Genomic DNA, 19,994 nt, shown 5'->3' on the forward strand with positions numbered 1-19,994 from the left:
TTATTGCTCCTTGATGGGAAAAGAACGTTTCAGGGAGCCCCAACATGAATACCGTCGACGTCATCGCACGAACCGAAATCATCGACGAACAGGCTGTGATCGACGGCGCGTCGCTGATTCGCCGGCTCGTGTCCGACCGTCGGATGCCGGCCGCGTACGAAGCCGCATGCGTCGACAATCCGCCGCTCACGCTGTACGGCGCGTATCGCCAGGGCGTCGCCGATCACGCCGCGCGGCGCGCGAATCCCTATCGCGCCGGCAGCCGTTTCTGGGCACTGTGGGAAGAAGGACGTCTCGAAGCTGAAACATCCGGCCGGTAAGCCGGTTGTACGCGTCGCCCCTGTCGCGACAAGGGATCGGCGCGACATCCGGCGCGTGGATGCTGCCGGCCGATGCGCCGGCATGCGTTCATCGCTGCAACATCCGCCTCGGTCCGGCGAGGCATCCTCGTCGATCAGGAAGAACGCGGGCAGTCGCGATCGGGGTGGGCGACACTACACCGATCGCCGGCGGATCACGACGCGATCGCCAAAGCGCGCACGGCATGTCGATGCCCGACGCCGCCCCCACATCAAGCAGCCACGCGCGCGCCCCTTCAGCCGAACAACTTCATCGCCGTCGTCAACGTATTCACGACGCCCCAAGCCAGCGGCACCAGCACATACAGCCAGAACACGGCCAGCACCGCCTTGTTGGTCGGACGAACGGCAGTCACGGTCTGATTCATTTCCAGCGTCTCCTGAATTTATTTGCCGGCTTCGAGCTGCGCATCGGTCATGTGATGGCGTTCGTTCACGTGCTTGACGAACAGGTTGCAGACGAAACCGATCACGAGCAGCGCCGCCATGATGTGAACCGTCATCGTGTACGCGTCGGCCTTCACGACGCCGTGCGCGACTTCATACGCACGGATGTAGTTCACGAGAACCGGCCCCGCGATACCCGCCGCGGCCCACGCCGTCAGCAGCCGTCCATGAATTCCGCCGACATATGCGGTGCCGAACATGTCCGCGAGATACGCCGGCACCGTCGAGAACCCGCCGCCGTACATCGACAGAATCAGGCAGAACGTCAGCACGAACAACGCGATCTGCCCCGACGCCGCAAACAGCGGCACGCAGAAATACAGCACCGCACCGAACGCGAAGAAAATGAAATACGTGTTCTTGCGTCCCACCCAGTCCGACGCCGATGCCCACACGAAGCGCCCGCCCATGTTGAACAACGACAGCAGCCCGACGAAGCCGGCCGCGGCCGCCGCGCTCACCGCCCCCTTGAAACTTTCCTGAATCATCACCGATGCCTGCCCGATGATGCCGATCCCGGCGGTCACGTTGAGGAACAGCACGAGCCAGATCAGATAGAACTGCGGCGTCTTCAGCGCTTCGTCGATGTGCACGTGATTCGACGTGATCATCTTGTTCTTCGTCACCGCGGGCGGCGTCCAGCCGGCCGGCTTCCACCCGGCAGGCGGCACCCGGATCGCGAGCGAGCCGATCGACATCGAGATGAAGTATGCGATGCCGAGCACGATGAACGTCTCGGCGACGCCGACACTCGTCGCGCTCTTGAAGTGATTCATCAGCGCGACGGACAGCGGCGCGGCGATCATCGCGCCGCCGCCGAAGCCCATGATCGCCATCCCGGTCGCCATCCCGCGGCGATCGGGGAACCAGCGGATCAGCGTCGACACCGGCGACACGTAGCCGAGCCCCAATCCGATGCCGCCGACCACGCCGTAACCGATGTACAGCAGCACGATCTGGTGCGTCTTCACGCCGAGTGCGGAAATCAGGAAGCCGCCGCCGAAGCAGCATGCCGCCGTGAACATGGTGCGACGCGGGCCGACCCGTTCGAGCCACTTGCCGGCAAAGGCCGCCGACAAGCCGAGGAAGAAGATCGCGAGCGAGAAGATCCAGCCAAGCGTCGTCAGCGACCAGTCACCGGGCGCGGATTCGGTGACGCCGATCACTTTCGTGAGCGGGCCGTTGAATACCGAGAACGCGTAGGCCTGGCCGATACACAAATGTACGGCCAGTGCCGCGGGCGGCACCATCCAGCGCGAAAACCCCGGTTGCGCGATGGTGGCTTCCTTGGAAAAGAAAGGCGCGGCGCCCGCGGGGGCGCCTGGCTCGATAACGCTGCTCATCAGTGGTGTCTCCGTTGGGGGATCGTGTGCGATCCGTTTTGTATGTCGGCGTTTCGACCGGGCGCTGTCGTCGCTCGTCTGGCGGGAGCGCCGCCTTATATGCAACGCGCGATCATATTGAAAGGCGCGTCGGGTCGATCCGCTGGCCGTTTTGGCATCGGCCTTGGAGAACTTAGTTGATCAAAACTGCATGTTCAATATGCAATTTTTTATCCTATTCGGGATGACCCGGGCGGCGAAGCGAGTCGGGACCGGCTTGAATGCCCTGCCCGGTCGGCTCCCGACGGGCCCCGGCCGCGGCGCCGGGCGAGCGGCTCGCGGAATGTCGCTTGTCGCGTGATCGCGACCGATGCGCGCCTCCAAATCATGCGACGGGTCGGCGCCACGAACCATCGAATGCGGCGCCCCGCATCGCTCGTCGTGGCCCATCCGCGCAATCGCTCGCCGCGCGTCCGTGCATGCGTGAATGGGATCGAACGGGGATGGGAACCGTATTTCGATCGACGCGTGCAAGCGTTCGGCACGGAACGCGCCCGGCGCGGCGCGCAGCGCTCGTTTCCTCTATAAGATGGCAGATTCCGTTCATCGAACGATGCTGCCATGACTTCCTCCTCACCCCGAAATCCCATTCACTGCGAAATCGATCTCGACGCGCAAGGCAAGCACGCGGGTTACCTGCGGCTGCCGCACTCCGTGCACCGCTCCGCATACGGCTGGCTGCCGATCCCGATCGCGTCGATCCGCAACGGCGACGGCCCGGTCGCGCTCGTCATGGCCGGCAACCACGGCGACGAGTACGAAGGCCAGATCATCGTGTCGCAACTGATGCGCGAGATCGAGCCCGACATGATCAGCGGGCAGTTGATCCTGCTGCCGATGGCGAATTTCCCGGCGGCGGACGCGGGCCAGCGCGTGTCGCCGCTCGACGAAGGCAACCTGAACCGCAGCTTTCCCGGCGACCCGACCGGCACGCCGACGCAGATGATCGCCCACTACATCGAGCACGCGCTGCTGTCGCGCGCGCAGTACCTGGTCGACCTGCATTCGGGCGGCAGTTCGCTGCTGTACCAGGGCGGCAACATGCTCGCGATCGATCCGCTCGACGCCGACGAAGCCGCGAAGCTCAACGGGCTGCTGGTCGCGTTCGGGTTGCAGAATGCGCTGCTGCACGCGCCGAATCCCGTGCATTCGGCGTCGGCCGCGCGCCGGCAAGGCGCGATCTCGATCGTCACCGAACTCGGCGGCGCCGGCATGGCCGACCCGTCGCTGATCCGGCTCGGCCGGCACGGGCTGCTGCATTACCTCGGCTACATCGGGCTGCTGCATGGCGCGCTCGTGCCCGACGCGCCGCCGACCGTCACGCGCTTCATGCGCGTCGACGGCGATCGCCATTTCGTCTATGCGTACGAGCGGGGGCTGTATGAACCGCTCGTCGAACTCGGCGACCAGGTGAAGGCCGGGCAGCCGGCCGCGTGGGTGCATTTTCCCGATACGCCATTGCGCGAACCGGTGCTGCACCGGTTCAACGGCGATGGCGAGGTGGTGTGCAAGCGTGTGCCCGCGCAGGTGCGGCGGGGAGATTGCCTGTTTCAGTTGGCGGAATTGTCGACCCCGCCGCGTGTCATCGAGTGACGAATCCGACTGGCGCGTTCGCGACCGTCGTACGCCGACGCCGGTGCGTACGCGCTAACCGTCAGTCGGACGACACCGGCGACTCGTTTCCCTGCGCGACGCCGCATTGATGGCAATGCGGGAAGAAGAAGAAATTCCGGCCGCCGCATTCGCATACGTTGAAAAGCTTCAATCCACAATGCACGCAGAAAGTGGAATCGTCGCCGCCGAGATTCCATTGTTTGTCGCATGACGGGCAGCGCTTTTTCTCGAGTGACCGGACGGCTTTTTCGTATCCGATCGTGCGCGCGCGTTCGCCCTGATCCTGCTGCAATTCGAGCCGTTTGCGTTCGGCATAGCGCTGAAACGCCTTCATCATGTAAAGACCGGCGAACACCGTGAGCACGATGCCGACCAGGACCCGGACATAGCCGCCGAAATTCGGCAAGTACGGGACCAGTTCAATGAAAAACGCACTCAGCGCAAACAGGCCGAAACCGTACACGAAAGGCCAGTAGCGCGCCTTGCGGTAGCGGATGAACAGCCAGATCGCAACCAGCAGGATCGGTAGCGTCAGTGCCAGCCGCAGCCCGAACACCTGCATCTCGTAGTGCCGTGTGGCTTCGTCGAAGCGCCGTTCGGCTGCTGCGTTCGCTTCGGCGATTTGCGTGTCGACTTGGGTTTGCTGCGATGCCAATGCCCGTTGCTGGTCGCCGATCGCATCGATCTGATGCTGCCAGTTGACCACCACGGCCTGGAGCGTATCGAGCTTGCGCGTTCTCGCCAGAATGTCCGGGTCCCTCGCACCGCCTCCCGTCACCGCGCGGGTGGCCAGCCAGTTGCGGAAACTTTCCTTCTCGGCCGCGTATTCCTTCGCGGCGCGGCCACGCGCCACTTCCATCGTGTCGACTTTCTCGGCAAGCGCGTCGCGCTGCGCCAGCAACTGGCGCCGCGCCGCATCCAGCCGCGCTTTTGTCGGCGCATCGGCGAATTGCTCGACGACCGGCGGACCGCCGCTCGGAGCGAACGCCATGTCGCGGATCACGAGGCTGCCGAGCATGTTCAGAAAGACGGCGAAGATGATCGCGATCACCCATGAAGCGAGTCGCAGGAGCCGCGCAGGGCTGGTCAGGCCATCGCCGGAAGTCATCATTGTTTTTTTCCTTCTTGTTGGAATGGTTTCCATTGTCGTCAATCTTGAAGCAACCGTCGATTGTCTTTCTCGCCGGTGACAGCCCGGAACCGCTCTGATGCCGAATGCCGATCGGTTAGGGGCCTTCGGCGCCGTCAAGCTTTTGGTATCCTTGATCCGCAAAGCGAACGGTCGCGTGGGGGCCGGGAATTCCCGGTCAGAAAGATGCCCCCTCGCCCGAGCGAGTCTTTGGCCTGATGCAGCGATTCATAGAGCGTGCACCCTGACTCCACGGAATATGCTCGATATCGTCCGATTCATCATCGTCGCGATCGTTTTCTATGGTTCCGGGATCGAGGCTATGCGCTGGCTGTCCGGCTGGAAGGAGCTTGAGCCGTACGTGGCAAGCCGGAATGCCCCGGACGGAAGGCAAGTCTCCAACGGCTCCTATCGTTGGGTTTCGTGCCGATCAAAATGGACAAGATTTGCCGTGGCCGTTGAACTCTATCCTCAACACTTATGGCTACGACCCGGCTTTCCCCTGAACTTGCGACTTCCCGCGATCTGCATACCTTGGGACGCCATAAACGCGTCACAAAAAGAAGTATTCCTTTCACGCACGGTCACGTTACGTATTCAAGGTTGCTCGACCTCTCTGCGCTTTTGCGGCGCGGTAGGCCAGCGAATTCTGGCGGAGGTTGAAACGCAAAGAGCGAGACGCGTAGCCCCTGACTCTGTTGATCACGCCGACGGGCGCACCGGCCTTTGAGCTTGCTGGTATCCCGTCCAATGACCGCGTCCGAGTACGAGCCGGGCGCTGTCATCGGCTAACCCGGTGGCCGCTTCCGGCCACCGACCCTCCCCGTCATATAGAATGACTCGCTTTGCCCGTACGCCTATGTGGTTCAAGAACCTTCAGCTTCATCGTCTTCCGGCACCTTGGGCCGTCACCCCCGATCAGATGGAAAAATGGCTGGCGCCGCACGCGTTCCAGCCGGGCAGCAGCGTCGAAATGCAGCGCGTCGGATGGGCGTCGCCGCGTGACGACGGCGCGCTCGTGTATTCGATCAACCGGCAGATGCTGCTGGTGTTTCGCTCCGAAAAGAAGCTGCTCCCGGCATCGGTCGTCAATCAGGTGACCAAGGCGCGCGCGCTCGAAGTCGAAGAGCAGCAGGGCTTCAAGGTAGGCCGGAAACAACTGCGCGAGCTCAAGGAACAGGTCACCGACGAACTGCTGCCGCGCGCGTTCAGCATTCGCCGCGACACCCGCGTGTGGATCGACACGGCGAACGGCTGGCTCGTCATCGATGCCGCAGCACAGGCGCTCGCCGACGACGTTCGCAGCCTGCTCGTCAAATCGATCGACGGGTTGCCGCTCGCGGGCGTTCAGGTGGCGCGTTCGCCGGTCGCCGCGATGACGGACTGGCTGTTGTCCGGCGACGCGCCGGGCGGATTCACCGTGGACCAGGACGCCGAGTTGCGCTCGAGCGGCGAAGGCGGCGCCACGGTGCGGTACGTCGGCCACGCGCTGGAAGCGAACGACATGCGCCGGCACATCGAAGCCGGCAAGCAATGCATGCGTCTCGCGATGACCTGGGATGACCGGATCTCGTTCGTGCTGACACCGTCGCTGACGATCAAGCGTGTCACGCCGCTCGACGTGATCAAGGAGGCGGCGGATCCGACCGCGCAGAACGACGATGAGCGCTTCGACTCGGATGTCACGCTGATGACGGGTGAACTGGCGCGGATGCTGACGAGCCTCGTCGATATCCTGGGTGGCGATCAGCAGGACTCGATTCCTCAGCCGGCTGCAGCCTGAACGCCGTCGTCGAGTATCGTCGCCCCGCGACGGCGGGGCTTCGCGCCGATGCGACGAATGAGAGGCGGACCGTCGCCACCGTGGCGGCGGGTCGCGCCGGGCGCTCGCATCTCTGCCGATCCGCGGCGGTCATCTACGTCGCCCGCTCCGCAGACGGACGTGGCTCCCCACCACGCCCGTTCGCCCCCACCCCACTCCCGCTGCAAGCCTTCTTCCACCTCCCGCGAAATCCTTATCGAAATTGCTTCGTTCGCCTTTGCCGGCCGCGCCGCTAACGTGTTCGAAACGGCGGCGGCGCGCCGGATGCCTCGCACGAAGCACGACAGCAGCCGCCATCACGACAACTGCGTCGCGATAACGGAACGGACCGGACGGGCTGCGTGCCCGCCCCCTGCCAGGAACGTCCGCATCGCGCGCCATTCGCGATGCCCATGGCCACGAACGACCGCATCATCGACACGACGCCGCTCGACGTCCGCGCGCAGCCGCTGATCGACGCGCTGATCGACGAGTATTCGACCCGTTACGACGCGTACCGCCCCGACAGCCGCGCGTCGGCCCGCGACGAGCTCGCGCGCTACCCGGCCGAACTGTTCGCGCCGCCCGACGGCGCCTTCGTGCTGCTGCTGCGCGACGGCGAAACGATCGGCGGCGGCGCATTCAAGCGCTACGACGCGCAGACCGCCGAACTGAAACGCATCTGGACACGCACCGACCTGCGCCGCCAGGGTCTCGCGCAGCGCATCGTCGAAGCGCTCGAACTGCGCGCCGTGCAGCAGGGCTATCGCCGCCTCTACCTGACGACCGGCTTTCGCCAGCCCGAAGCATGGGCGCTGTACGACCGCACCGGCTATACGCGGCTATTCGATTCGTCGATCGATCCCGAAGCGTATTTCCACCTGCGCTTCGGCAAGGACCTTCTCGATCCGTCGCGCACGTCGACGCTGGCCGATTTGTGGGCGCCCGTGCCCGAACCGGTGCTTCCGCGCTGAGTGCACGGCGTCCCGCGTTTCATGTCGCCCATTCCGCATTCCACGCTCTCCACGCTTCCACGACAGGACGTTTTCATGCATCGAGCCGTACCGCTTTCATCCCGTGCCGTGCGCATGCTGGCCACCGCACTGATCGGCCTGAGCACCATCGCCGCCGTAACGGCCGCGTCCGCCGCGACGTTCGACCTGAGCCCCGAGCAACGCGGCCGCCCGCGTGGCGCCGCCGATGCGGCAGTCGAGCGCGCGGTGCCTGCGTCGTTCAAGTTCGCCGACCCCGGCACGCTGACGATCGGCATCGCGCCGAGCCTGCCGCCGATCAGCTCGTATGCGACCGACGCTCGCACGGTGATCGGCTTCGACGCCGACGTCGGCCAGCTCGTGGCCGACAGCCTCGGCCGCAAGCTGAAGATCGTCGCGCTCGCGTGGGCCGACTGGCCGCTGGCGCTCGAATCGGGGAAAGTCGACGCGGTGATCTCGAACGTGACCGTCACCGAGGAGCGCAAGCAGAAGTTCGATTTCTCGACCTATCGCAAGGATCAGGTCGGCTTCTACGTGCGCAACGACAGCAAGATCCAGGCGATTCGCGAGCCGAAGGACGTCGCCGGGCTGCGCATCGTGACCGATGCCGGCACCAACCAGGAAAAGATCCTGCTCGCCTGGGACCGCGAGAACGTCGCGCACGGGCTGAAACCCGTGCAGATCCAGTACTACGACGACCAGGCGATGCGCATCGTCGCCGTGCAGTCGGGCCGGGCGGACGCGGTGTTCAGCGTGAACTCGGTGCTCGCGTATCAAAGCGCGCAGCAAGGCAAGACGCGGCTCGTCGGCGCGATCAGCGGCGGCTGGCCGCGCACGGCCGACATCGCGATCGCCACGCGCCGCGGCAGCGGGCTCGCCGAGCCGCTGACCGTCGCGCTGAACGGGCTGATCAAGAACGGCCGCTACCGGCAGGTGCTCGACCGCTGGAACCTCGCGTCCGAAGCGATCGACCAGTCGCGCACGAATCCACCGGGGTTGCCGAAGAGCTGAGCGCCGCGCGCCCGCAACCGTCCATCCACGCTCACGCAGGAACGCCGCTCACCATGTCTTATTCGCTTTCGTTGCTGGACAAGAGTCCGATCGCCGACGGCGCGAACGCCGCCGATGCGCTGCGCTTCACCACGACGCTCGCGCAACGCGCCGAACAGCTCGGCTACGCGCGCTTCTGGGTCGCCGAACATCACGGCACGCCGGGCTTCGCGAGCTCGGCGCCGGAGATCGTCGTCGCGCACCTGCTCGCGCACACGTCGCGCATCCGCATCGGCTCGGGCGGCGTCATGCTGCAACACTACAGCCCGTTCAAGGTCGCCGAGTCGTTCAAGCTGCTGGCCGCGCTCGCGCCGGGCCGCGTCGATCTCGGCATCGGCAAGGCGCCCGGCGGGCTGCCGCTGACCACGCGCGCGCTGCAGTGGTTCCACGACAAGGCGCGCAAGCCCGATTTCGCGGGCCAGCTCGCGGAACTCGACGCGTTTCTCGGCTGGGGCGTGGCCGAAGATCATCCGCTCGCCGGCGCGGTCGCGATGCCGGTGCCGCCGCAACCACCCGAACGCATCCTGCTCGGCGGCTCGCCGGACAGCGGCGCGCTCGCTGCGCGCAACGGCTGGCGCTTCTGCTACGCGGGCCATTTCAACGGCGACGACGCGAATCTCGAACGCTCGCTCGACGCATACCGCAGCGCGGGCGGCAAGAAGCCGCTCGTCGCGCTGTACGCGGTCGCCGCCCCCACGCGCGACGAGGCCGAGCAACTGATCGGGCCGCTGAAGATCTTCAAGCTGCAGTTCGCGGGCGGCCAGAGCTTCAACCTCGCCAGCGCGCAGGCGGCTGCGGAATTCGCGCGGCAAAGCGGCGCGTCCGACTACCGGATCGACGAGCTGCGCCCCACGGTGCTGGCCGATACGCCCGAACGCGTGCACCGCGCGCTCGATGCTCTGAGCCGGCGGCTCGACGTCGACGCGTTCGTGATCGATTCGCCGGTGACCGACTACGCGGCGCGGCTCGCGTCGGCCGAATGGCTCGGCGGCGCGCTGTCCGTCACACCGCTGCAGGCGGCTCTCGCGGCCGACCGCTCCCTTTCCCCTGACCAGAACGCGTGACGCTCCCATCATGACGACCCGACGATCGATACCCTTCGGCCTGATGCTGCAAGGCGCAGGCAGCCATATGAACGCGTGGCGGCATCCGAGCAACCCGCCCGACGCGAGCATCAACCTCGACTTCGCGATCGGCGTCGCGCGCAAGGCGGAAGCCGCCGGCATCGCGTTCGCGTTCGTCGCGGACGGCCTCTACATCAACGAGAAGTCGATCCCGCACTTCCTGAATCGCTTCGAGCCGCTGACCGTGCTGTCGGCGCTTGCGGTCGCGACGAAGAAGATCGGGCTCGCGGGCACGATCTCGACGTCGTACAGCGAGCCGTTCACGGTCGCGCGCCAACTCGCGTCGCTCGACGCGATCAGCGGCGGGCGCGCAGGCTGGAACGTCGTGACGACGCCGCTCGAAGGCACCGCGAAGAATTTCGGCAAGGCGCACCCGGATCACGAACTGCGCTACGAGATCGCCGACGAATACCTCGAGGTCGTGCAGGGCCTGTGGGACAGCTGGGACGACGATGCATTCGTGCGCGACCGCGCGACCGGCCGCTTCTTCGATCGCGACAAGCTGCATACGCTCGATCACCACGGCCGCTTCTTCCAGGTCGCGGGCCCGCTGAACATCCAGCGCTCGCCGCAGGGGCAACCCGTGATCTTCCAGGCCGGCTCGTCCGACACCGGGATCGGCCTCGCGGGCAAATACGCGGATGCCGTGTTCACGCATTCGCCGTCGATCGAGGAAACGGCGGCGTTCACGCGGCGGGTGAAACAGAGCGCGATCGAGCACGGGCGGCAGGCCGGCGACGTGAAGATCTTCCCTGGCGTGGGGCCGATCGTCGGCCGCACGGCCGCCGAAGCGGAGGACAAATACCAGGCGATCCGCGACCTGCTGACGATCGACGAGGCGCTCGCGTACCTCGGCCGCTATTTCGATCACCACGATTTCACGCAGTACGCGCTCGACGCGCCGTTCCCGGAACTCGGCGAGCTCGGCCGCAACAGCTTCCGCTCGACCACCGACCGGATCAAGGCCGATGCGAAACAAAAAGGCCTGTCGCTGCGCGAGACCGCGCTCGCGGTCGCGACGCCGCGCCCGAACTTCATCGGCGCGGCCGAGCACGTCGCCGACGAGTTGATCCGCTGGCACGACGCCGGCGCCGGCGACGGCTTCATCCTCGGTTTTCCGGTACAGGCGCAGGGTATCGACGATTTCATCGAACTCGTGATTCCGGTGCTCGAGGCGCGCGGCCGCTACAGCCGCGACCTGCCCGGCGCCACGCTGCGCGACCACCTCGGTCTGCCGCGCAAGGCGAGCCGCTACGCGACGCCCGGCGCCGCAAAAGAAACGGCTGTCGAAGCGCACGCCTGACGCCGCCGCGCCGCGTGCGCGGCGCGCCCGCCGAACGATCGATTCGAGGATTCTGACCACATGAGCGACACGACCCACCTCGGCGGCGCGCTGCCGCCGCTCTCTTCCTCCGGCGCACGCGAGCCCGGCACGCGTTTGCGGATCGTGCCCGCGCGCCACCGGTCGCGCACGGCCGGCACCGTGCTCGCGCTCGTGCTGATCGCGATCACGCTGCATTCGGTCCTCGGCAACCCGCAATGGGGCTGGCCGGTGTTCGCCGAATGGTTCCTGTCGCCGCCGGTGCTGTCGGGGCTCGCGCGCACGCTGGTGCTGACGCTGCTCGGCGCGGTGTTCGGCTTCGTGCTCGGCGCGTTCGTCGCGCTGGCCCGGCTGTCGCGCTCGCGCCTGCTGTCCGCCAGCGCGTGGACCTTCGTGTGGCTGTTCCGCTCGATTCCGCTGATCGTGCTGCTGCTGATCCTGAACAACCTCGGCTACCTGTACGAGCATGTGCGGCTCGGCGTGCCGTTCACCGACATCGTGTGGTTCGACACGCCGACGACCGACCTCATCAGCCCGTTCCTCGCGGCCGTGCTCGGCCTCACGCTGAACCATGCGGCGTTTTCCGCGGAAGTGATCCGCGGCGGCATTCTCGCGGTCGACCAGGGGCAGCTCGAGGCCGCCGCCGCGCTCGGGCTGCCGCGCGGCCGGCAGACGTCGCGGATCGTGCTGCCGCAGGCGATGCGCGCGATCCTGCCGACCGCGTTCAACGACCTGATCTCGCTCGCGAAAGGCACGTCGATGGTGTACGTGCTCGCGATGCCGGAGTTGTTCTATACGGTGCAGGTGATCTATCGCCGCAACCTCGAAGTGATTCCGCTGCTGATGGTCGCGACCGTCTGGTACCTGATCATCCTGACCGTGCTGTCCGCGATCCAGGTGCAGGTCGAGCGGCACTATGCGCGCGGCGCGCTGCGCAATCCGCCGCCGTCCGCGCTCACGTTCGCGCTTGCGCGCATCGGCGCGCTATCGCGGCGTGTCGCGTCGCGCCGCGCGGCATCGGGCACGCAGGCCGCGGGCGACACCCGCACCGATACCGCGGCCGCCGTGTCGCGCACCGGCGGCGAAGTGGCCGTGCATGGCGTGTCGAAGCAGTTCGGCATGCAGCGCGTGCTCGACAACGTGTCGTTCGTCGCACCGCGCGGCAGCGTGACCGTGATCGTCGGTCCGTCGGGCTCCGGCAAGTCGACGCTGCTGCGTACGATCAACCATCTCGAACGCGTCGACGACGGCTTCATCGACATCGACGGCGAACTGATCGGCTATCGCCGCGACGGCGACGTGCTGCACGAATTGAGCGAACGCGACGTGTTGAAGCGGCGCACGGCCGTCGGCATGGTGTTCCAGAACTTCAACCTGTTCCCGCACCTGACGGTGCTCGAGAACCTGGTCGAAGCGCCGGTCGCCGCCGCCGGCCTGACGCGCGACGCAGCCGAGCACGCCGCGCGCACGCTGCTCGCGCGGGTCGGCCTCGCGGACAAAGCCGATGCGTATCCGCGCCAGTTGTCCGGCGGCCAGCAGCAACGCGTCGCGATCGCGCGGGCGCTCGCATTGCGGCCGAAGGTGCTGCTGTTCGACGAGCCGACGTCGGCGCTCGACCCGGAACTCGTCAACGAGGTGCTCGACGTGATCAAGGAACTCGCGCGCTCGGGCACGACGCTCGTGATCGTCACGCACGAGATCGGCTTCGCACGCGAAGTGGCGGACAACGTGCTCTTCATGGAACGCGGGCGCATCGTCGAGGCCGGGCCGCCGGCCGTCGTGCTCGATGCACCGTCGCATCCGCGCACCCGCGCGTTCCTGTCGCGGGTGCTGTGATGCGCGCCGCTTCCGACTCGCGAGGTGCCGCGCGATGACCGATCGACGCCAGTTCATCACGGCCGCGCTGGTCGCGGCAACGGGCTTGCCGTGGCATGCGGCGCGCGCGGCTGCGGCCACCGCCGACCTCAATCCGCGCCAGGCCGGGCGCGTGCGCGCCGGCCCCGACGACGCGGCCATCCGCGCGGCAAGCGGCTACCGCTGGGTGCGCGACGGCGCGTTCACGGTCGCGATTTCGCCGCACGCGCCGCCCGTATCGACCTATGCGACCGATGCGCGCACCGTGGTCGGCGCCGATCCCGACTATGCGCAGCTCGTTGCCGACGCGCTCGGCCGTACGCTCGTGCTGGTGCCCATCGCATGGGCCGACTGGCCGCTCGGGCTGACGTCCGGCAAGTACGACGCGGTGATCTCGAACGTCGGCGTGACCGAGAAGCGCAAGGAGAAATACGATTTCACGACCTACCGGCTCGGGCTGCACGGCTTCTACGTGCGCACCGGCAGCCCGATCCAGAAAATCGCCGAGCCGAAGGACATCGCGGGTTTGCGGATCATCACCGGCGCCGGCACGAGCCAGGAGCGCATTCTGCTCGAATGGAGCAAGCGCAACGTCGCGCAGGGGCTCAAGCCGGCCGAGCTGCTCTATTTCGACGACGATGCAACGGCGCGCGTCGCGCTGCTGTCGGGCCGGGCGGACGCGGAGTTGAACCCGAACGCGTCGCTCGCGTACGAGGCCGCGCGCAGCGGCAAGATCCGGCGTGTCGGTGTCGTCAATGCCGGCTGGCCGGCGAATGCGGATGTCGCGATCGCGACACGTCGCGGCAGCGGGCTCGCGCCCGCGCTGACGCTCGCGACCAATGCATTGATCGGCAATGGCCGCTACGGGCAGGCGCTGGCGCGTTGGGGATTGCAGAGTGAAGCGATCGCGCGGGCGGAAACCAATCCGCCGGGGTTGCCGTCGTTCTGACGAGCGGCGACGTGGGTCGCCGTTCAGGTCGCGCTGCGCGCGAGGGCCGTCATGGGCGGTGCAGCGCTGTCCCGGACGTGCCCGGCCGCCCCGCCGGTCGACAGCCGGGCCTCTTGCCCAAACCGGTACCGCCGAGCCCTGCCGGTCAAGCTCTGCAACCCGCGCACGGATCGCCGGGATCAGTGCGCGCCCGTAGTCGAGCATGAGTTTTCCGTCCTCAATCTCGCATCGCGCGTCGGGCTGCGTCCTGCCAGGCCATCTCGTCAGCCCAATCGCCCTCATTCGCCGTGCCGAGCAGGTCGCCAGTAGCTTCGTCGTAGACGATTGCGTCATGCTCATCGTAAGTAGAAGTCGCCATTGGATAGGTATCGCGCACGACTCGACGCACATTCGCTTCCGCATCGTGGCCTGGTCGATAACGTTCACTCATGACGTTTTCCGCTACAGGTCGTATTTGGCGCGCAAGTCTACATCCGCGCCAGGCGCGCGTGATGCGCCAAGCGAGCGTCAGCCGGAACGTCCACGAGATTCGCTTTTCCACAGTCGACCGACGTCTCCCATTCGGTCGTCCGGCGAACAAGGTCGACCAGCTCGCTCAATTCGCGCTTCATCGTGTCGAACACCATCTTGCACCGCCGTTTTTCTTACTCGATGATCGTCTGAAGCCTAGCGAGTGCATCTTCTACAACCTCAACAGGTGCGCGTTCGACCTTGCGAGCGCCCCGCGCTTCCAGATCAAGCATGCGAACCATGTTCACGAGCGCTACGCCTTGCGTCTCGGTCCCCGCACCGGACAGCGGTACCGCGAACCCTGCGAAGCGGGCAAATTCGCCACCCTGGGTGATCGGTGCGACCAGTGCAACGCCCAAAGCGTTGAACGCTGCGGGCGAGAGCACAAGCGCCGGACGAAAGTCGCCTTGCTGCTCACGGCCAACAGTCGGATTCAGGTTCACGCGCACGATATCGCCTCGCTCGAACTTGACTCGCCTCACCATGCCTCACGCCCCACCGGCTTGACTTCGCCCCACGCAGCCATGTCGGCCGGGAAAGGGGCTTTCGCGTCGCATTGGGCGACAAGATCATTCAGCGAATACTTACGGCGGGCCGGGGTCAGCAACACGCCATCCGGACGCACGTCCGCGCTCAGCGAACTGCCGACCGTTGCGTGGATCTGTTCGAGCAAAACGCTCGGCAGACGAACTGCCGCACTATTGCCCCATTTTTGAATCTTGAGTTCCATGACCACCTCCATGTGTCGATCCATTGTAGATACATGCAGGACGAATTGCAAGCGTCGAGTATCTACAATGAAGATACGGAGATCGGCATGTCCAAAGGGGAGCCACCCGCTCGTTATCGGCAGGGATCCCCCACCCCTTTATGCATATATGCCCTTCACTCTCAAAGCTCGATCCCGGCGGTCGCTTCGCGAAGTTCATGTGGTGACGTGTCGAGATAGGGCGAAACGTGGTCGAGATGAGAATGTCCCCGCGCGTAGCCTTCGAACGATTCCTCGACATATATTTCGCACACGAAATAAGCTTCGCATTATATTTCGTATGCGAAATAAATTCCCGGAGCGACGACGACCATGACTGCCCAACCCATCGAGTTCTCCGCCATCGACGGCTATCCGCTGCGCGGCACGCTGTGGACACCCGACGCCGAACCGCGCGCACTGGTGCTGATCCATCCGGCGACGGCCGTCCCTGAACGGCTGTATGCAGGCTTCGCGCGCTTTCTGACCGAACGCGGTTTCGCGGCGCTGACCTACGACTACCGCGGCATCGGCGCATCGCGGCCCGCGCGTCTGGGCGCGCTGCAGGCCCGCATGCGCGACTGGATGGAGCTCGACGTGGCCGCCGCGACCGCGTGGGCCCGGCACACGTATGAAGGGCTGCCGCTGCTGGCGATCGGCCACAGCGTCGGCGGACACGCGATCGGGCTGTCCGGCGCGACGCCGCATCTGCGCGCCGCCGTGCTCGTCGCCGCGCATGCCGGCAGCACGCGGCTGATCGCGCAGGCCACCGAACGCCTGAAGGTGCGGCTGATCCTGCGCGTACTCGGCCCGCTGATGTCCGCGCTGCTCGGCTACGTGCCCGGCAAGCGGCTCGGGCTCGGCGAGGATCTGCCGGCGGGCGTGTTCCGCGAATGGAGCCGCTGGACGACGCTGCCGCACTATTTCTTCGACGATCCGACACTCGGCGCGGCCGAGCGCTTCTCGAAGCAGCAGTTGCCGATCCTTGCGCTCGGCTTCGACGACGATCCGTGGGCTAACCCGGCCGCGATCGGCCTGCTGGTAAGCTATCTGACCCGCGCGAAGGTCGAACGCCGCCAGATCGATCCGCGCGCGGCGGGCAGCGGCCCGGTCGGGCACATGGGCTTCTTTCGCAGCCGGCCCGGCGCCGTGCTGTGGCCCGACGTCGCCGATTGGCTCGCACAGGCGCTCGACACGCCGCGCACCGCGAGCCGCCCCTCCCTTTCCATTGCAGCCGGGAACCCAGCTTGAGCGAAGACCGACGACTGTTTTTCATGTTGAACATCGGCCAGCGGCGCGTGCAGCGCTGGATCGACCGCAAGGCCGAAACCGAGACGCGCGCGAGCGCCGCGCAGGCCGGCGCGCTGTTCTGTCTCGCGAAGCAGGACGGCGCGCTGATTGGCGAAGTCGGCGCCGCATTGCAGCTCGCGCCGTCCGCGATGACGGGGCTCGCCGACCGCATGGCGAAAGCCGGCCTCATTACGCGTCATGCCGATTCGGACGACGGCCGCGCGACGCGGCTGTACCTGACCGACGAAGGCCTCGCGGCACTCAAGCGCGCACGCGTGCTGCTGCGCGAACTCAACGGCAAGCTGTGCGACGGGTTTTCCGACGACGAACTCGATGTCGTCGCGCGCTGGCTGCACGCGTTGCAGGAGCGGTTTCCAGCGGAGCGCTGAGCAGCGCGTCACGCGCTCACGAGCGGCTCGCGCCGACATCAATCGCGAGCGATTGCGATTCGCGTTTTCGATTCGATTTTCATGCCGCCGCAGCGGCAAATCTTGCGTGCCCGCGCCCGCTTCCGGCAACGCTTTCCGGCTACGTACTGTTACAAAAAACCGTCTGTCGCGCGGCATTCGAATCGCCTACATTGCAATCCACTTCGACGCATTCGTCGCATGCCCGGACCGGCTTTCCCGTCGGGTCGACATCGCAGGCACACCCGACAAGCAATGAAAATGAAGAGGAGTCTTAACCGAAGCGCTGGCGGCATCCAGCGCACGCGGATGGCGATGACCGAAGCGGCATGCTGAACGGCACGTAACGACGCGCGCGGCTCGATTGGCCGCGCCCCGGCTCGCGTCGTCTCGTCGTGCCCCGCCATCGCATCCGCACCTCACCGAGGAGTCGTCCATGCGACGCATGATCGTGTCCCATCCGCTTGTCACCCGCCTGTCCGCCGCGATGGCGCTGGCCGCCGCTGCCGCGGCGCACGCCGAACCCGTCGTCGTGTCGGGCCCCAGCCCGTTCGCCGCGTGCACCATCGGCGGCCCGGGCACCAACTACGTGAATGCAGAAGTCGAACCGTGGCTCGCGGTCAACCCGGCGAATCCGAACAACATGATCGGCGTGTGGCAGCAGGACCGCTGGTCGAACGGCGGCGCCCACGGGCTCGTCGCCGGCTACTCGTTCGATGCCGGCGCAACCTGGGCGCGCACGCCGCAGCCGTTCAGCGCATGCGCGCCGGGCGGACTGAAGTACGAGCGCGCATCCGATCCATGGGTGTCGTTCGGTCCGGACGGCACCGCGTACTCGGTGTCGATCTCGTTCAATCAGTCGAACAACGGCAACGCGGTCGCCGCGTCCGTCTCGACCGACGGCGGACAGACGTGGAGCGGCCCGGCCGTGCTGATCGCGAACGACGAACCGACGACGCAATTCTTCAACGACAAGGAATCGGTGACTGCCAACCCGGTGAAGGCCGGCACCGCATACGCGGTATGGGACCGCCTCGAACTGCCGAACGGCAACCCGTACGCGAACCTGCACACGCAGGCATTCCGCGGGCCGACGCTGTTCTCGAAGACGACCGACGGCGGCAAGACGTGGAGCGCCGCGAAGGTCATCGTCAATGTCCCGTCGCGTCAGCAGACGATCGGCAACCAGATCGTCGTCGATCCGAAGAGCGGCACGCTCTACGATTTCTTCGACCTGATCCAGCCGCCGTTCAGCAAGGCGGCCGGCAAGGTCGCGTTCATCAAGTCGACCGACGACGGCGCGACGTGGACCAAGCCGCAGGTGATCGCGGGACTGCAGACGGTCGGCGTCACGGATCCGAACACCGGCGAACCCGTGCGCACCGGCGACATCATTCCGGAGCCGGCGATCGACCCGGCATCGGGGCAGCTCTACGTCGTGTGGCAGGACAGCCGCTTCAACGGCGGCACGTACGACGAGATCGCGATATCGACGTCGAAGAACGGCGGCGCGACATGGAGCACGCCGCAACAGGTGAACACGCCGACCGGGCGCCCCGCGTTCAATCCATCGGTGCGCGTCGACAACACGGGTGCGGTGATGGTCACGTACTACGACTTCCGCGACCTGCAGGCCGGCAACACGACGACGCTGCCGACCGGCTTCTGGCGCAAGATCTCGCACGACGGCGGCGCCACGTTCGCGGACGAGCGGCGCGTCGGCGGCCCGTTCGACATGAAGCTCGCGCCCAATGCCGAAGGGTTCTTCATCGGCGACTACCAGGGGCTCGACGTCCTCCCGTCGTCGTCGTTCCATCCGTTCTTCGTCCAGACCAACGCGGGCAACCTGACGAACCGCACCGACGTGTTCTTCGCGCCGTGATGCGAGGATGACGTCACGCCGCCGCGCGACGCCATGCGCCGCGCGGCGGGCGGGCGCAGGTTCGGCGCATCAATGCATGTCGGTCAGCACGATGCGCCCGTCGACCTTCCCTTGCCTCAGCTTCGCGAATACGTCGTTGATGTTGGCGAGCCGGTCGCGGTGGATGTGGGCGCGCACCAGGCCGTCCGCCGCGAAATCGAGCGACTCCTGCAGATCGCGCCGCGTGCCGACGATCGACCCGCGCACGGTGATCCCGTTCAGCACGGTCGAGAAGATCGGCAACGGGAAATCGCCGGGCGGCAGGCCGTTGAGCGCCACCGTACCGCCGCGCCGGACCATCCCGAGCGCCTGCGCGAACGCGCCGCGCGACACGGCCGTGACGAGCACGCCGTGCGCGCCGCCGATTTCCTTCTGGATCACTTTCGCGGGATCGTCGACCGATGCATCGATCGTCAGGTGTGCACCCAGTTGCCGCGCCAGCGCGAGCTTGTCGGGCGAGATGTCGACGGCCGCGACGTGCAGGCCCATCGCACGCGCATACTGCACGGCCACGTGCCCGAGGCCGCCAATGCCGGAAATCGCCAGCCACTGGCCCGGACGCGTGTCGGTGACGCGAATGCCCTTGTAGACCGTGACGCCCGCGCACAGGATCGGCGCGATCTCGTCGAACTCGACCTGCGCGGGCAACTGGCCGACGTAATCGGGATCGGCCAGCACGTATTCCGCGTAGCTGCCGTTCACCGAATAACCGGTGTTCTGCTGGCCATGGCACAGCGTTTCCCAGCCCGTGCAGCAGTACTCGCAATGACCGCAGGCCGTGTAGAGCCACGGCACACCGACACGGTCGCCCTCGCGCACGTGCGTGACGCCCGCCCCGACCGCCGCGACGATCCCCACGCCTTCATGGCCCGGGATGAACGGCAGCGACGGCTTGACGGGCCAGTCGCCGTCGGCCGCGTGCAGATCGGTATGGCACACGCCCGACGCCTTGATGTTGACGAGAATCCGGCCGGGCCCCGGTGCGGGGATCGGGACTTCCTCGATGCGCAACGGCTCGCCGAACGCGTGTACCACGGCCGCTTTCATGGTCTGGGTCATGCGTTGCTCCTGTCTGGTCGATGAGCAACCCAGTATC

General features: G+C 66.4%; 20 protein-coding genes. 12 read left to right on the forward strand and 8 right to left on the reverse strand.

The features are described from left to right. Positions 1-44: 44 nt before the first annotated feature. On the forward strand, positions 45-320 hold the full coding sequence (locus HWX09_RS17435) for a hypothetical protein (protein ID WP_027780711.1): 276 nt from the start codon (positions 45-47) through the stop codon (positions 318-320). A gap of 275 nt (positions 321-595) precedes the next feature. Here the strand turns inward: HWX09_RS17435 and HWX09_RS17440 are convergent, their stop codons facing one another. Both HWX09_RS17440 and HWX09_RS17445 read right to left on the reverse strand, forming a co-directional pair. Next, entirely contained in the window at positions 596-727 is a 132-nt protein-coding gene (locus HWX09_RS17440) for a hypothetical protein (protein WP_027780712.1), read from the reverse strand. A gap of 18 nt (positions 728-745) precedes the next feature. Continuing rightward, on the reverse strand, positions 746-2,149 hold the full coding sequence (locus HWX09_RS17445) for an OFA family MFS transporter (protein WP_027780713.1): 1,404 nt from the start codon (positions 2,147-2,149) through the stop codon (positions 746-748). 600 nt (positions 2,150-2,749) lie between these two features. On the opposite strand from HWX09_RS17445, the gene HWX09_RS17450 reads away from it, so the two are divergent. Beyond that, positions 2,750-3,781: a succinylglutamate desuccinylase/aspartoacylase family protein gene (locus HWX09_RS17450; protein WP_027780714.1), complete on the forward strand. Its 1,032-nt coding sequence runs from the start codon at positions 2,750-2,752 to the stop codon at positions 3,779-3,781. Positions 3,782-3,842: 61 nt separating this feature from the next. Here HWX09_RS17450 and HWX09_RS17455 read toward each other — a convergent pair whose 3' ends face one another. After that, the gene (locus HWX09_RS17455; RefSeq protein WP_027780715.1) at positions 3,843-4,913 is read right to left on the reverse strand and encodes a hypothetical protein; all 1,071 of its coding nucleotides are present in this window, start codon (positions 4,911-4,913) and stop codon (positions 3,843-3,845) included. An 877-nt stretch (positions 4,914-5,790) separates the two neighbouring features. Here HWX09_RS17455 and HWX09_RS17460 point away from each other — a divergent pair. The 7 genes from HWX09_RS17460 (at position 5,791) to HWX09_RS17490 (ending at position 14,022) form a co-directional block, all read left to right on the forward strand. Beyond that, positions 5,791-6,714 carry a recombination-associated protein RdgC gene (locus HWX09_RS17460; RefSeq protein WP_027780716.1) on the forward strand — a complete coding sequence of 308 codons (924 nt, stop codon included), beginning with the start codon at positions 5,791-5,793 and terminating at the stop codon, positions 6,712-6,714. A gap of 431 nt (positions 6,715-7,145) precedes the next feature. Then, positions 7,146-7,706, forward strand: a complete 561-nt coding sequence (locus HWX09_RS17465; protein ID WP_027780717.1) for a GNAT family N-acetyltransferase — start codon at positions 7,146-7,148, stop codon at positions 7,704-7,706. A gap of 75 nt (positions 7,707-7,781) precedes the next feature. Beyond that, positions 7,782-8,735, forward strand: coding sequence for an ABC transporter substrate-binding protein (locus HWX09_RS17470; protein WP_027780718.1), 954 nt, complete (start codon positions 7,782-7,784; stop codon positions 8,733-8,735). A 53-nt stretch (positions 8,736-8,788) separates the two neighbouring features. Continuing rightward, complete coding sequence (locus HWX09_RS17475; RefSeq protein WP_027780719.1) at positions 8,789-9,838, forward strand: LLM class flavin-dependent oxidoreductase; 1,050 nt, start codon at positions 8,789-8,791, stop codon at positions 9,836-9,838. Positions 9,839-9,848: 10 nt separating this feature from the next. Further along, the gene (locus HWX09_RS17480) at positions 9,849-11,201 is read left to right on the forward strand and encodes an LLM class flavin-dependent oxidoreductase (protein WP_027780720.1); all 1,353 of its coding nucleotides are present in this window, start codon (positions 9,849-9,851) and stop codon (positions 11,199-11,201) included. Between the two features lie 60 nt (positions 11,202-11,261). After that, the gene (locus HWX09_RS17485) at positions 11,262-13,055 is read left to right on the forward strand and encodes an amino acid ABC transporter permease/ATP-binding protein (RefSeq protein ID WP_080681155.1); all 1,794 of its coding nucleotides are present in this window, start codon (positions 11,262-11,264) and stop codon (positions 13,053-13,055) included. A 34-nt stretch (positions 13,056-13,089) separates the two neighbouring features. Further along, on the forward strand, positions 13,090-14,022 hold the full coding sequence (locus HWX09_RS17490) for an ABC transporter substrate-binding protein (protein ID WP_027780721.1): 933 nt from the start codon (positions 13,090-13,092) through the stop codon (positions 14,020-14,022). A gap of 217 nt (positions 14,023-14,239) precedes the next feature. Here HWX09_RS17490 and HWX09_RS17495 read toward each other — a convergent pair whose 3' ends face one another. The 4 genes from HWX09_RS17495 to HWX09_RS17510 are packed head-to-tail and all read right to left on the reverse strand — an operon-like array spanning position 14,240 to position 15,262. After that, positions 14,240-14,452 carry a hypothetical protein gene (locus HWX09_RS17495; protein ID WP_155257261.1) on the reverse strand — a complete coding sequence of 71 codons (213 nt, stop codon included), beginning with the start codon at positions 14,450-14,452 and terminating at the stop codon, positions 14,240-14,242. 37 nt (positions 14,453-14,489) lie between these two features. Next, positions 14,490-14,648: a hypothetical protein gene (locus HWX09_RS17500; protein WP_230469035.1), complete on the reverse strand. Its 159-nt coding sequence runs from the start codon at positions 14,646-14,648 to the stop codon at positions 14,490-14,492. 18 nt (positions 14,649-14,666) lie between these two features. Then, a complete protein-coding gene (locus HWX09_RS17505) occupies positions 14,667-15,017 on the reverse strand; it encodes a type II toxin-antitoxin system ChpB family toxin (RefSeq protein WP_027780722.1) in 351 nt (116 codons plus the stop codon). Continuing rightward, positions 15,011-15,262, reverse strand: a complete 252-nt coding sequence (locus HWX09_RS17510; RefSeq protein WP_027780723.1) for an AbrB/MazE/SpoVT family DNA-binding domain-containing protein — start codon at positions 15,260-15,262, stop codon at positions 15,011-15,013. The genes HWX09_RS17505 and HWX09_RS17510 overlap by 7 nt, the downstream gene beginning before the upstream one ends. A gap of 351 nt (positions 15,263-15,613) precedes the next feature. Here HWX09_RS17510 and HWX09_RS17515 point away from each other — a divergent pair, with 351 nt between their 5' ends. From HWX09_RS17515 to HWX09_RS17525, 3 genes are all read left to right on the forward strand, one after another. Continuing rightward, on the forward strand, positions 15,614-16,531 hold the full coding sequence (locus HWX09_RS17515) for an alpha/beta hydrolase (RefSeq protein ID WP_027780724.1): 918 nt from the start codon (positions 15,614-15,616) through the stop codon (positions 16,529-16,531). After that, on the forward strand, positions 16,528-16,959 hold the full coding sequence (locus HWX09_RS17520) for a MarR family transcriptional regulator (RefSeq protein ID WP_027780725.1): 432 nt from the start codon (positions 16,528-16,530) through the stop codon (positions 16,957-16,959). Before HWX09_RS17515 ends, HWX09_RS17520 begins: the two co-directional genes overlap by 4 nt. Before the next feature lie 454 nt (positions 16,960-17,413). Continuing rightward, positions 17,414-18,859, forward strand: coding sequence for a sialidase family protein (locus HWX09_RS17525; protein WP_027780726.1), 1,446 nt, complete (start codon positions 17,414-17,416; stop codon positions 18,857-18,859). A gap of 69 nt (positions 18,860-18,928) precedes the next feature. Here HWX09_RS17525 and adhP read toward each other — a convergent pair whose 3' ends face one another. Next, positions 18,929-19,957, reverse strand: a complete 1,029-nt coding sequence (gene adhP / locus HWX09_RS17530; protein ID WP_027780727.1) for an alcohol dehydrogenase AdhP — start codon at positions 19,955-19,957, stop codon at positions 18,929-18,931. Positions 19,958-19,994 lie beyond the last annotated feature (37 nt).

This window comes from Burkholderia sp. BCC1208 (assembly GCF_902833095.1).
Lineage (GTDB): Bacteria > Pseudomonadota > Gammaproteobacteria > Burkholderiales > Burkholderiaceae > Burkholderia.

What these genes read in the sequence shown, in the direction of transcription:
- HWX09_RS17435 (WP_027780711.1), top strand. Translation starts at nt 45, where the DNA reads ATGAATACCGTCGACGTCATCGCACGAACCGAAATCATCGACGAACAG.
- HWX09_RS17440 (WP_027780712.1), bottom strand. Translation starts at nt 727, where the DNA reads ATGAATCAGACCGTGACTGCCGTTCGTCCGACCAACAAGGCGGTGCTG.
- HWX09_RS17445 (WP_027780713.1), bottom strand. Translation starts at nt 2,149, where the DNA reads ATGAGCAGCGTTATCGAGCCAGGCGCCCCCGCGGGCGCCGCGCCTTTC.
- HWX09_RS17450 (WP_027780714.1), top strand. Translation starts at nt 2,750, where the DNA reads ATGACTTCCTCCTCACCCCGAAATCCCATTCACTGCGAAATCGATCTC.
- HWX09_RS17455 (WP_027780715.1), bottom strand. Translation starts at nt 4,913, where the DNA reads ATGATGACTTCCGGCGATGGCCTGACCAGCCCTGCGCGGCTCCTGCGA.
- HWX09_RS17460 (WP_027780716.1), top strand. Translation starts at nt 5,791, where the DNA reads ATGTGGTTCAAGAACCTTCAGCTTCATCGTCTTCCGGCACCTTGGGCC.
- HWX09_RS17465 (WP_027780717.1), top strand. Translation starts at nt 7,146, where the DNA reads ATGGCCACGAACGACCGCATCATCGACACGACGCCGCTCGACGTCCGC.
- HWX09_RS17470 (WP_027780718.1), top strand. Translation starts at nt 7,782, where the DNA reads ATGCATCGAGCCGTACCGCTTTCATCCCGTGCCGTGCGCATGCTGGCC.
- HWX09_RS17475 (WP_027780719.1), top strand. Translation starts at nt 8,789, where the DNA reads ATGTCTTATTCGCTTTCGTTGCTGGACAAGAGTCCGATCGCCGACGGC.
- HWX09_RS17480 (WP_027780720.1), top strand. Translation starts at nt 9,849, where the DNA reads ATGACGACCCGACGATCGATACCCTTCGGCCTGATGCTGCAAGGCGCA.
- HWX09_RS17485 (WP_080681155.1), top strand. Translation starts at nt 11,262, where the DNA reads ATGAGCGACACGACCCACCTCGGCGGCGCGCTGCCGCCGCTCTCTTCC.
- HWX09_RS17490 (WP_027780721.1), top strand. Translation starts at nt 13,090, where the DNA reads ATGACCGATCGACGCCAGTTCATCACGGCCGCGCTGGTCGCGGCAACG.
- HWX09_RS17495 (WP_155257261.1), bottom strand. Translation starts at nt 14,452, where the DNA reads ATGAGTGAACGTTATCGACCAGGCCACGATGCGGAAGCGAATGTGCGT.
- HWX09_RS17500 (WP_230469035.1), bottom strand. Translation starts at nt 14,648, where the DNA reads ATGGTGTTCGACACGATGAAGCGCGAATTGAGCGAGCTGGTCGACCTT.
- HWX09_RS17505 (WP_027780722.1), bottom strand. Translation starts at nt 15,017, where the DNA reads ATGGTGAGGCGAGTCAAGTTCGAGCGAGGCGATATCGTGCGCGTGAAC.
- HWX09_RS17510 (WP_027780723.1), bottom strand. Translation starts at nt 15,262, where the DNA reads ATGGAACTCAAGATTCAAAAATGGGGCAATAGTGCGGCAGTTCGTCTG.
- HWX09_RS17515 (WP_027780724.1), top strand. Translation starts at nt 15,614, where the DNA reads ATGACTGCCCAACCCATCGAGTTCTCCGCCATCGACGGCTATCCGCTG.
- HWX09_RS17525 (WP_027780726.1), top strand. Translation starts at nt 17,414, where the DNA reads ATGCGACGCATGATCGTGTCCCATCCGCTTGTCACCCGCCTGTCCGCC.
- adhP (WP_027780727.1), bottom strand. Translation starts at nt 19,957, where the DNA reads ATGACCCAGACCATGAAAGCGGCCGTGGTACACGCGTTCGGCGAGCCG.